We start from the raw sequence: 12,289 nt of genomic DNA on the forward strand, positions 1-12,289 counted from the left end.
CGGGGCATAGCGATAACCACGCACGCGCCGGGTGATAGAGCCCGGAAGCGTTGGAGCAGGCAATGGCACAGCGTACCGATGCTCTGGTAATCGGAGCCGGGCTGGCCGGGCTCGTGGCGGCGGTCGAACTGGCCGAGGCCGGACGTTCGGTCCGTATTCTCGAGCAGGAAGGCGACAATTCGGTCGGTGGCCAGGCGCACTGGTCGCTGGGCGGGCTGTTTCTTGTCGATACGCCCGAGCAGCGCCGCATGGGCATCGTCGACTCCGCGGAACTCGCGTGGCAAGACTGGCTCGGATCGGCCGGTTTCGATCGAGTCGAGGATCACTGGCCGCGTCGTACGGCCGAAGCGTTCGTCGAGTTTGCCGCCGGTGGTATGCGCGACTGGCTGCATGGCCTCGGCATGCGCTGGTTTCCGGTGGTCGGTTGGGCCGAACGCGGCGGGGCCATGGCCGATGGCCACGGCAATTCGGTACCGCGTTTCCATATCACCTGGGGCACCGGCCCGGGCGTGCTCGCGCCGTTCCTCCGACGCATCAAAAAACACGTCAAACACGGACGCGTCGTAATCAACTGCCGGCATCGGGTCGACGGGTTGACGACGACTCAGGGCCGGGTCGCCGGCGCGACGGGCGCCGTGCTGGCACCGAGTAACGTCGAGCGCGGGCAACGCTCGTCGCGCGACGAGATCGATGTGTTCGAATACGGCGCCGAGGTGGTCGTCGTGGCCTCTGGCGGTATCGGTGGCGACCACGACAAAGTGCGCGCGCACTGGCCGGTCGAACGGCTTGGGGCGCCCCCGGCTCGCATGCTGTCGGGTGTGCCGCATCATGTAGATGGCCGCATGATCGATATCGCCGCCGATGATGCCCGGGCCGCGATCATCAACGCGGATCGCATGTGGCATTACACCGAAGGCGTGGCCAACTGGAGCCCGATCTGGCCGGCGCACGGTATTCGTATCATCCCAGGGCCGTCATCGCTATGGCTCGACGCTACCGGCCGCCGGTTACCCGCGCCGTGTCTGCCGGGCTTCGATACGCTCACCACGCTGCGCGAGATTCTGGCCACGGGTCACGATTATTCCTGGTTCGTGCTCGATCAATCGATCATCGAAAAAGAGTTCGCTTTGTCGGGCTCCGAGCAGAATCCGGACATGACGTCGCAATCGTGGCGCGCGGTGCTGCGGTCGCGCCTGTCGAGCGGCGCGCCGCCGCCGGTCGAGGCCTTCAAGGCCAAGGGCGCGGATTTCGTCGTGGCCGACGATGTGGCGCAATTGGCCGCCGGCATGAACCGCCTGACTGGCGAGAGGTTGATCGACGCTCGGGAGCTCGAGGCGACGATCACGGCGCGCGATCGTCAGGTGGTTAACGGCTTTGCCAAGGATGCTCAGATCACCGCCATTCACGGTGCCCGCCGTTATCGCGGCGACCGCCTGTTTCGCGTCGCCAAGCCGCATCGATTGCTCGATCCCGTGCACGGGCCGCTGATTGCCGTGCGCCTGCATATTCTCACGCGCAAGACCCTGGGCGGCCTGCATACCGATATCGACGGCCGTGTGCTCGACGGGCGCGGTGAGGCCATCCCGGGCTTATACGGCGTAGGCGAGGCAGCCGGATTCGGCGGCGGCGGATACCACGGTTACAACGCGCTTGAAGGCACATTCCTCGGCGGCTGCCTGTTTTCAGGGCGCCGTGCCGGCCGGCACGCGGCGGGCCAATTGTGAGCGGGCAGGGCGCGTTCGTCGTTCGTGGCCGCGTCTCCGCTACGCTCATCGGATGTGACATCGGGGCGTCGACTGTCGGCGGGTCGGTTGCGTTATACCGGCGCGCCGAAACGGCTGGATTCTTGCTTGCACCCGGTAAAAGACCACGATAGCGATACCGGTGTCGGAGACGTCGATCTCCGCGGACGGTGGGACGGATCAGCCATGCGCTACAAGACTCTGCTGTTCGATCTCGACGGCACCTTGACCGACCCGTACGAAGGCATCACGCGTTGCGTTGCGTATGCGCTGTCGTGCCAGGGCATCGAAGTCGCGGACCGGCGTCATCTGGCCGGCTTCATCGGCCCGCCGCTCAAGGCGTCATTCCGCGAGCGCTATGGCATGTCGGACGCCGAGGCCGAACAGGCGGTCGCCGATTATCGCGTACGCTTCGGCGATGTCGGCCTGTACGAAAACACGCTCTACGACGGCATCGTCGAACTGCTGACGCAGCTGCGCGCGAGCGGCCGCCAACTGTTCGTAGCGACCTCCAAGCCGTGGTTCTATGCGCGCCAGATCGTCGCGCATTTCGGTCTCGACGACTATTTCGGCAAGGTCTATGGCAGCGAGCTGGACGGCAAGCGTACTGAAAAATCGGTATTGATCGCCCATATCCTGCGTGAAGAAAGTCTGCGACCCGACGAAACGCTCATGATTGGCGATCGCCGTTTCGACGTGCAGGGCGCGCGCCACAACGGGGTACCGGCCGCCGCCGTGAGCTATGGCTATGGCTCGTCCCAGGAGCTGGCTGAAGCCGCACCCGACCATGTCTTCGATTCGCCGGCAGGTATTGCAAGTTACCTTTTAGCCAACGCCGCGGCCGGCATGTCGCGGCAACAATACGGCGGCGTATTGCGATAACCTAACGCGGCCTTTTCGAACCCATTGCCGCCATGACCGAAACCCTGGATCGCACGCCGTTATCCGTTCTGTTGTCGCAACTGCAGCCTAGTGGCGATGCCTGGGAAATTGATATTCCCGAAGACTGGCTGCAGGGGCGGGCCATCTACGGTGGCTTGTCCGCCGCGGTCTGTCTGGCCGCGGTGACGGCGGCGGTCGACGATCTGGCGCCGCTGCGTTCGGCGCAGATCGCGTTTGTCGGCCCCGCCGGCCCCGGGGTATGCGTTCGCCCCAGCATTCTTCGCCAGGGCAAGTCGATGGCGTTTGTCGCCGCCGACATGACCAGCAGCGACAAGCCCGCCGTTCGGGCCACCTTCGGCTTCGGCGCAGCGCGTGAGTCCGCGCTCGCATACGAGCATGTGAGCGCGCCGGATGTCGCCGACCCGGCCGAGGGCGGGCGCTTCTTCGAGGACCGCGAGGGCCGCAATCTCGGGCCGAACTTCGCTCGGCACTTCGATAGTGCGTGGGCGGCCGGCGCTACACCGATCAGCGGCGCGGGCACACCGGAATTCTGCGTCTGGATGCGTCATCGGGACGTCGCCATGCGCGATTCGCTGCTCGGCCTGGTTGCGCTGGCCGATGCCTTGCCGCCCGCGGCCATGGCGCGCATGACGGCGCCCGCTCCGGTCAGCAGCGTTACCTGGCAGTTCGATCTGTTGCATGACCGGCCAGCCACGGATGACGGTTGGTGGCTGTGTCGCTCATCCGCCGAACAGATCGCCGACGGTTACTCGGCCCAGCACATGACGATCTGGAACAGTCAGCGCGAGCCGGTGCTGGTCGGGCGGCAATCGGTCGCCGTCTTTGCCTGAGTCGCGCATCGGTGGGGCCGCCTCGAGCGGCCGCACCTCGATGCCGTAACGCGCGGTCGGCCCGACTTAAACGGCCGGGCCGCGCGATCGACAAAGCGTGTGGGCGAGGCGCTGGCCTGTCGATGCCGACAACCGGCAAGCATGCGGCGTGAAAACAAGCCCGTCTGTGCTCGCTCGATTTCTCCGTCCCGGGGGCTCGAGCGTTACTGATATGCCAGTACGCGCGCCGCAGCGGCCGGACATCCACGCCTGACGCCGCCGTTCCTCTGGCGGTCGCGTAATACGGCCGGCTCGGTTTGCCCGCCGGCCACGATCCATCAGCGCAGGTATCCGCTGTCAGCCCGGTTGATGCGAACCGGGCCTGGATGCCATGTGCGCGTTCCGGGTCTCGCTCTCCCATTTGTATCGCGAGTTGCCCACGTGAGCGGATTGGATGCATTTGGTGTTGCAAATGCGAATGAGTCGCAAATACAATTGATCAGGTCGGCCGGTCCATGACTCGGCCGTGTGGCCAATGACGACAACACGACGACTCAGGGAGAGCACAAGGGACATGGAGACCAGACAACGGTGGGGGATGAAGACGATCGGTGGGCAGGCGACCTGCGTGTTGGTACTGACCGGTGCGCTTGGCGGGTTGCCGGTCGCGGCTGCATCCAGCGACCAGATCCGGAATCGTGACGCCGAAACGCCAGTACCGGCACCCACGCCAGCGAAGCAGTCACAAGCGGCCGGGGCGACGGCGGTAGAAGGCGGCTCCACTCAGCTCGGCACGGTCAATGTGACGGGACAGTATCCAGGCGAGGATGCCCCCACCCACGGCTATACCGCCTATACCAGCACCGGCGCCACGAAAACGGATACGCCGTTGATGGAAACGCCGCAAACGGTCGACGTGATTACCCGTCAGCAGATCTCCGATCAGGGCTCGAAGAACGTCAACGATGCGCTGCGATACACCCCGGGTGTCTTTACCGGCATTGCCGGGGCCTCGACCCGACAGGACGCGATCCAGCTGCGAGGTTTTTCCGGCGGTGACGTGAACAACGCTTTCCTCGACGGCATGCGCCTGATGAGCGACCCGGGGGCCTACTCCAACTTCCAGATCGACCCGTTCATGCTCGAGCGCATCGATGTGGTCAAGGGCCCGAGTTCCGTGCTCTACGGCCGGGCGCAGCCAGGTGGGCTGGTCAATTACGTGACCAAGCGGCCCCAGGCCGAGACCGAGCGTCATCTGCAGTTCTACGGCGGCAGCTTCGATACCTATGGCGGCGGCTTCGACTTCACCGGCGCCTTGCCGAAAAAATCCTGGGGCAACTATCGCATCGTCGGTCACGCTGAGACGTCGGACACGCAATACGACGTGGTCAAGAGCGAGCGCTACGCGATCATGCCCGAGGTCGATCTCAATCTCTCCGACGACACCGATCTGCTGTTGCAGGCTTATATTCAGCACGATCCGGCCGCCGGTTTTCACGGCTCGGTGCCGTACGACCTTAGCGTCAATGGCGATGCCTACGGCGGCACCGTGTCGCCGTCCTGGGTCGATACGGATGCCGGTCACGAGAAGTTCGATCGCCAGCAGCGCATGTTCACTTATGCGCTCACGCATCACGTCAACGATCACGTCCGGCTGCGCTCGACCGCGCGCTATTCCGATCTGGAAACCGATCTGGCGCAGGTCTATCAATACGGTTTTACCGGCAACGGCGCAGATCTGACGCGCTACTACACGGGGGCCCGGGAACACCTCAAGGCGTTCTCCACCGATAACAACATCCAGTTCGAATTCGCCACGGGCGCGATCCAGCACGAGATGCTGGCCGGTGTCGATTATCAGCAGCGCTTCAACCGCGTCCACGACTACGGCATCCCCTACGACGCCTCGTCGAGCGTGCCGACGGGCGTCAAGCCGCTGGACCCGTTCGATCCGAACTATGACGACGATCCGCTGGTGCGCTCGATCGTCGAGACCGGCAACGCCAACCGTAAGCTCAAGCAGTTCGGCGGCTATCTGCAGGATCAGATGACCTACAAGCGCCTGCATGTGCTGTTGTCGGGCCGCGAGGACTATCTGCGACGCGAATACCAGGATCTGAGCACCGCCGACGGCGCCACCGCGAAGCGCAGCGACGATGCGTTCACCGGCCGCGTGGCCGTGCTGTACGAGTCGCAATACGGGATCTCGCCGTATTTCTCCTACAGCGAAGCGTTCAACCCGACCGCCTACAGCGCGGCCAACGGCCAGATTGCCGAGCCGACCAAGAGCAATCAGTACGAAATCGGCGTGAAGTACGCGCCGCGGGGCGTCAACGCGCTGCTTACGATCTCGCTCTACGACCTCACCCAGAAGAACGTACAGCAGCGCACGGCGGTAACGCCGATCACGTTTGCCAGCGTGGGCGATATCCAGTCCCGCGGGGTCGAGTTCACGGCCAAGGGCGATATCACCGACGACCTGCACGTCATCGCTGGTTACAGCTATCAGGACGTCGAATACCAGAACGATGTCGCGTCCGGTTCGGTTACCGCCCACAAGGGCGATACCCCGGCCCGCACGCCCAACCAGCTGGCCTCGCTTTGGGTGACTTACGACTTCCCGAAACGCATCAGCGCCGGCCTGGGCGGGCACTACGTCGGCAAGAGCTACGCCGATGGTCGGAATCGGCTGAAAGTGCCGGACTACGCCGTGGCCGATGCCATGGTCAAGGCCGACCTCGGCGCGTGGAGCTCGACGCTGGAGGGCGTGAGCCTGCGTGTGAACGCGAACAACCTGTTCGACAAGAAATACGTGGCCTCGTGCTTTGGCGCCCAGAGCTGCTACTACGGCGAAGAGCGCAACGTGACGGCCACGGTGGATTACCGGTTCTAGGGCGTGTTGCCACGAGGGGCGTGGCCGCGGCGATCGCGGTATCGAATCATCGACAAGGAAGGACCTATGTCCATGCAACTGGACGGCCGGGTAAAGGCGTCGACAGCCGGCGCCGATCCGGCAGCCGCGCTCATCGGCCGTGCCGGCCTGGCCGTGTTTCGTCAGCAGGCAGAACAGGCCGTCGCCGCGGTCGCTGGCGCGCTGGAAGACGCGCATCGGGTATTCGACGGCGTCGGACCGGCCGACATTCGCGGTGCGATCGATGCGATCGACCTGGATCGCGAGGCGCCGGCAGGCTTCACCGCCGCGCTGACCGAGCTGCAGTCGCTGTATTTTCGGCACGCGGTGTATTTCCATCACCCGCGCTACGTCGCGCATCTGAACTGCCCGGTATTGAGCAGCGCGGCCGCGGCCGAAATCATCGCGGCCGGGATCAATTCCTCGCTGGATACCTGGGATCAGAGCGCCGGCGCCACGCTGATCGAGCAGAAACTCATTGGCTGGACGGCTTCGCGTGCGCATTTGCCCGGCACGGCCGACGGTATCTTCACCAGTGGCGGCACGCAGTCCAATCTGATGGCATTGCTGCTGGCACGCGAGCAATACGCCGCGCGCGTTTACGGTGCCGGCCATGTTCAGCGCTACGGGCTGCCGGCCGAGGCCGCGCGCTGGCGGATCTTCGTTTCCGACATCAGTCATTTCTCACTGGCCAAGGCCGCGGCCTTGCTGGGGCTCGGTCACGAGGCGATCGTGGGCGTGCCGGTCGATGAAGCCTGGCGCATGAATCCGGACGCGCTGGCCGCGGCAATCGCCGATGCCCGGGCGCGTGGCGAGATCCCGCTCGCCATCGTCGCCACTTTCGGCACCACCGATTTCGGCAGCGTGGACGATGTCGAATCCGCCGGCCGGATCGCCCGCGAGCACGGCCTCTGGCTGCATGTCGACGCGGCCTACGGCTGTGGTCTGATGGTCTCGCCGACGCGCGCGAATCGCTGCGCCGCACTTGCGGCGGCTGATTCGATCACGGTCGATTACCACAAATCGTTCTTCCAACCGGTGGCCTGCAGCGCGTTGCTCGTCGCCGACGGCGCGACGCTGGCTCATGTGACCCATCACGCCGACTATCTGAATCCAAAAGAGGCCGCGGCGTCCGGTACGCCGGATCAGGTCAACAAGAGCCTGCAGACCACTCGGCGCTTCGATGCGCTCAAGCTCTGGGTGAGCCTGCGTACGGTCGGACCGGATGCGATCGGACGGCTGTTCGATGCCGGCATCGATCTGGCGCGGGCCACGTATCGACTCATGCTGGCCGAGCCGCGTTTTGAACTGCTCAACGATCCCGAGCTCGGCGCGCTGGTGTTCCGGTTCCGGCCGAGCCTGGCGATGGCGGCGGACGAGCTTGACGGGCTCAACGATGCAATCCGGGCGGAGCTTGCCGCCAGCGGCGATGCCATGATTGCCGCCACGCGCGTCGGCGGGCGCCGTTATCTCAAGTTCACCCTGATGAACGCCCAGACCACGATCGCGGACATGGCGGAATTGCTCGGGCTGATCGTGACCACGGGGCAGCGGCTGGCACAGGCACATCGCGCCGGATGCCCCGCAGCGTCGAGTGCCGGGGCGGCCATCGACGAACCATGGCAGGTGCGGCGTCATGGCTGATACCCAATCGAGCGCTCATATTCATGACGTCATCGGCGTCGGCATCGGCCCGTTCAACCTCGGCCTGGCCGCGCTCGCCGCGCCAATCACTGAGTTGGATGCGGTGTTTCTGGACGAGAACGAATGCTTCGACTGGCATCCCGGCCTGCTGCTCGACGGCGCCACGCTGCAGACGCCGTTTCTGGCCGATCTGGTCACGCTGGCCGATCCGACCAGTCCGTACAGCTTTCTCAACTACCTGAAAGCCACCGGCCGCATCTATGCGTTCTATATCCGCGAGAGCTTTTTCATGCTGCGCGCGGAATACAATCAGTATTGCCGCTGGGTCGCCGATCGGCTGTCGAATCTCGTATTCGAACAACGCGTCGAGCACATCGAGTACGACGCCGCCGCGGATTGCTATGAGGTCACGACTATCCGCCCGGCAACCGGCAAGCGCACTCTCCGGCGTGCCCACCGCCTGGTGCTCGGTACCGGGCCGGCGCGCTACTGGCCGGCCGCGTGCGACGAACTCGACGGGCCAATCTGCCATGCCGCGGATTATCTGGCCCATCGCGACACGCTGGCCGACAAGACCAGCGTGACCCTCATCGGCTCCGGCCAGAGCGCCGCCGAGATCTTTCGCGAACGCCTGGATGCGGCCGGTCCGGGCCAGCGTCTCGACTGGTTCACCCGCTCGCCGCGCTTCTTTGCGATGGCCTACGACAAGCTCACGCTGGAGCTCACGTCGCCGGAATACATCGACTATTTCCATGCGCTGCCCGAGCATACCCGACACCGCCTCGGCCAGTCTCAGAAGCCGTTGTACAAGGGCATCGATCGTGATCTGGCCGACGCCATCTACGATCGGCTGTACGAAAAAGACGTGCACGGCACCGCCAACGTCGGCATGCAGGCGAACGCCACTCTGCTTTCGGTCACGCGGGATGCTGATCGCGACGAATACGTGCTCGATTTCCTGCAGGCCGAGCAGGGCGTGCGCTTCCGGCATCGCACCCAGGCGCTGATTCTGGCCACCGGATTCCAGCATCGCGTACCGGGCTATCTCGACGCGGTGGCGCACCGCATTCGCTGGGACGGACAAGGGCGTTTCCGGGTGAGCCGCGACTACGCCATCGATACTGCGGGCGATCGCGTGTTCGTACAGAACGCGGAGCTGCATACCCACGGATTCACGGCGTCGGATCTGGGCATGGCCTGTTATCGCAATGCCGTGATCCTCCGCCAGCTGCTCGGGCGCGAAGTCTACGGAATCGAGCGTCGGATCGCCTTCCAGAGCTTCGATGCGCGCCGGCTTTCCTCGGCCGAAGCGGAGAGGCCTCGATTCCAGAGCGATCGGGAAACGCCGTGATGCATGTATTCACCGACTATTCCCGTTGCGTACCCGGCATGGGCATGCTGACGCTCGCACCGTTCGATATCGGCCGTCATGCGGCCTGCGCGCATCGCTGGCTGACCAGCGACCACGCGCGATTCTGGGGCATGACGGGCCATACTGCGGCCGATACAGTCGATTATTTCGCGGCCATCGAGGCGTCGTCGACCCATGCCGCGCTGATCGGCTTGCACGCCGGAGACCCGGCGTTCCTGGTGGAAGTCTACGACCCCGCGGCCGAGCCGGTGGGCCGGCATTACCCGGTTGCTCCCGGCGATGCCGGCATGCATCTGCTGATCGCTCCGCCACGCCAGCCGATTCATCTGTTCACCTGGGCCGTGTTCGCGCTGACCGTGGATGCGTTGTTCGATCAGCCCGGCATCGAACGGCTGGTGGTCGAGCCGGATGTCGACAACAACGGCATTCATGTACTCAACCGGCGTGCCGGCTTCGTCTATCACCGCCAGCTCGAGCTGGACGACAAGACCGCCTGGTTGGCGACCTGTACCGCGCGCGATCGCGACGCGGCCATGACTCAACTCACAGCGGCGCAGCGTACGGTCTGCGCCCGAAAGGAGACCACGGCATGAGTTGTCAGTGTCTGACGGCCACGCTGCGCAGCGTGGCGCATCTGTCGCCGGCCCGCTGGGCCGAGGTGAATGCCGCGCTGGTGGCGAAGATCATCGGCGAATTCGCCCACGAAGGGCTGTTCGAGCCGGTCGCGCTCGAAGGCCCGCCCGCTGATGAAACCGCCACCGCCTGCTATGAAATCGCCGGCGACGATCCCGGCGTGCGTTATCGTTTCGCGGCGCGGCGTTTCCGGCTCAACCACTGGGATGTCGAGCCGGCCTCGATCACGCGCGAGATCGACGGCGTTGCTCAGCCGCTGGATGCCGGCGCGCTGTTCATCGAATGCCGGGCCACGCTCGGGCTCAATGACGACATGCTGGCGCTGTATCTCGAAGAGATCGCCAGCACACGCTATAGCGCGGCCTACAAACGCGCCACGGCGCGCCATTCCGCGGCTGAACTGGCACTCGCCGACTTTCAGACCATCGAGGCGGCGATGACGGAAGGGCACCCGGCCTTCGTGGCCAACAACGGCCGCGTTGGGTTTTCCGGCGATGACTTCGCCGCCTATGCGCCGGAGGCCGCCCATCCGATCCGGCTGATCTGGGTGGCGGCGCATGTCAGCCGGGCGCATTTCGCGACCGCCGGCGATCGCAGCGTCGAGTCGCATCTCGCTGGCGAGCTGGACTCGACCACGCGGCAGCGATTCGCCGATCAGCTCGTCGAACTCGGGCTCGACCCGGCCGATTATCACTTTATGCCGGTTCATCCCTGGCAATGGCAGAACAAGCTGGTGTTTGCCTTTGCCGACGAGATCGCCACGCGACATCTCGTGCATCTCGGGTTCGCGCCGAATGCCTACCAGGCCCAGCAATCGATTCGGACGCTGTTCAATCACGACGTGCCGACCCGCTGCTACGTCAAGACGAGCCTGTCGATCCTCAACATGGGCTTCCCGCGCGGATTGTCGCCGTACTACATGGCGGGCACGCCGGCCATCTGCGACTGGCTCGCCGATCTGATCGATGGCGATGCGTATCTGCGCTCCACCGGCTTTTCGATCCTGCGGGAAGTGGCCGCGGTGGGCTATCGGCACCCGCATTTCGAAGCCGCGGTGCCCAAGACCGATGGCGCCAACAAGATGCTCTCGGCGCTCTGGCGCGAATCACCCGTCGAGCGGCTCGGCGAGGGCGAGCGCCTGATGACAATGGCGGCCTTGCTGCATCGCGACTACGACGGGAATTCGCTGATCGGTGCCCTGATCGATGCCTCGGGCCTGTCGATCGACGATTGGCTGACGGCCTATCTGGACGCCTATATGGCACCGCTGCTGCACTGCTTCTATGCGCACGATCTGGTGTTCATGCCGCACGGCGAGAACCTGATTCTGGTGCTGCGCGAGCATACGGTGGACCGCGTGATCATGAAGGACATCGCCGAGGAAATCGCCGTGATGAACCCGGCAGCCGATCTGCCGGACGACGTACAACGCATCGCCGTGACGGTGCCGGACGAGATCCGCACGTTGTCGATCTTCACCGATCTGTTCGATCTGATCTTCCGCTACATTGCGGCCACGCTCGCGGTCGAGCGCGATTACTCTCAGAGCCGTTTCTGGGCACGCGTGGCGGACTGCATTACGCGCTATCAGGCAGCCCATCCTGAATATGCCGACAAGTTCGCGCGCGACGACCTGTTCGCCCCGGATTTCTCGCGCTCCTGTCTCAATCGGCTGCAACTGGCCAATAACCGCCAGATGCTCGATCTGGCTGATCCGACCGGCAACCTGCAGTTCGTGGGCCGGCTCGATAACCCGATCGCGGAGGTTCGGCGCCACGCCGCCACGGCCTGACTGCGTACTTTCGACGCATCCGAAGGGCTATCGGTCTTGGCCGCTCGTTCGAGCGGCCTTTTTTATAGCGAAAATATTGGCCCAGCCGCGCGGCTGGGCCAATGTTCCTAGATCAGGCCGTGACCCACTGCCGCGCGGATTCGCGCTCGTCGAAACGATAGGTCTTGCATTCCAGCTTGGGCGCCAGCTTGTCGATGACGGTGGTGGCGGTGCGCACGCCTTCCACGTCGGTGACCACGGCCAGTTTGTCGAACCGGTCCCAGTGCTTGATCGAGTCCTTCAGCTCGCTGAACACCGTGGACGCGGACATGCCGCCCAGCGACTTGATCTCGACGTACAGCCGCAGCGTGTCGTGCTGTTCGAGGCGTTTCTCGATGGTCGACACGATATTGGAGAAATCCTGGGCGCCGATTTCGCCGTCGACTTCCAGCGGGACGACGTGTTCGGCATCGGATTTGAATGGAGCGATTCGAAGCATGAGGT

The 12,289-nt window shown here is 64.5% G+C and carries 9 protein-coding genes; 8 read left to right on the top strand and 1 reads right to left on the bottom strand.

The features are described from left to right. Window positions 1-62 precede the first annotated feature (62 nt). The 8 genes from C41B8_RS07700 to C41B8_RS07735 all read left to right on the top strand — a co-directional run bounded on the left by C41B8_RS07700 (window position 63) and on the right by C41B8_RS07735 (window position 11,806). Window positions 63-1,724 (top strand): FAD-binding dehydrogenase, encoded by a 1,662-nt coding sequence (locus C41B8_RS07700; protein WP_037336309.1) that lies wholly within the window; start codon window positions 63-65, stop codon window positions 1,722-1,724. Between the two features lie 204 nt (window positions 1,725-1,928). Further along, window positions 1,929-2,624, top strand: coding sequence for an HAD family hydrolase (locus C41B8_RS07705; protein WP_051883256.1), 696 nt, complete (start codon window positions 1,929-1,931; stop codon window positions 2,622-2,624). 32 nt (window positions 2,625-2,656) lie between these two features. After that, window positions 2,657-3,475 carry a thioesterase family protein gene (locus C41B8_RS07710; protein ID WP_037336311.1) on the top strand — a complete coding sequence of 273 codons (819 nt, stop codon included), beginning with the start codon at window positions 2,657-2,659 and terminating at the stop codon, window positions 3,473-3,475. 577 nt (window positions 3,476-4,052) lie between these two features. Then, window positions 4,053-6,347: a TonB-dependent siderophore receptor gene (locus C41B8_RS07715; protein ID WP_051883257.1), complete on the top strand. Its 2,295-nt coding sequence runs from the start codon at window positions 4,053-4,055 to the stop codon at window positions 6,345-6,347. Window positions 6,348-6,413: 66 nt separating this feature from the next. Next, entirely contained in the window at window positions 6,414-8,009 is a 1,596-nt protein-coding gene (locus tag C41B8_RS07720) for a pyridoxal phosphate-dependent decarboxylase family protein (RefSeq protein ID WP_051883258.1), read from the top strand. After that, on the top strand, window positions 8,002-9,360 hold the full coding sequence (locus C41B8_RS07725; RefSeq protein WP_051883259.1) for a lysine N(6)-hydroxylase/L-ornithine N(5)-oxygenase family protein: 1,359 nt from the start codon (window positions 8,002-8,004) through the stop codon (window positions 9,358-9,360). The genes C41B8_RS07720 and C41B8_RS07725 overlap by 8 nt, the downstream gene beginning before the upstream one ends. Next, the gene (locus tag C41B8_RS07730; RefSeq protein WP_051883260.1) at window positions 9,360-9,974 is read left to right on the top strand and encodes a GNAT family N-acetyltransferase; all 615 of its coding nucleotides are present in this window, start codon (window positions 9,360-9,362) and stop codon (window positions 9,972-9,974) included. Before C41B8_RS07725 ends, C41B8_RS07730 begins: the two co-directional genes overlap by 1 nt. Further along, entirely contained in the window at window positions 9,971-11,806 is a 1,836-nt protein-coding gene (locus C41B8_RS07735; protein ID WP_037336313.1) for an IucA/IucC family protein, read from the top strand. Before C41B8_RS07730 ends, C41B8_RS07735 begins: the two co-directional genes overlap by 4 nt. A 112-nt stretch (window positions 11,807-11,918) precedes the next feature. Here C41B8_RS07735 and C41B8_RS07740 read toward each other — a convergent pair whose 3' ends face one another. Continuing rightward, a complete protein-coding gene (locus C41B8_RS07740; protein ID WP_037336316.1) occupies window positions 11,919-12,284 on the bottom strand; it encodes a SpoIIAA family protein in 366 nt (121 codons plus the stop codon). Window positions 12,285-12,289: the final 5 nt, after the last annotated feature.

Source organism: Salinisphaera hydrothermalis C41B8, from assembly GCF_000732535.1.
GTDB lineage: Bacteria > Pseudomonadota > Gammaproteobacteria > Nevskiales > Salinisphaeraceae > Salinisphaera > Salinisphaera hydrothermalis.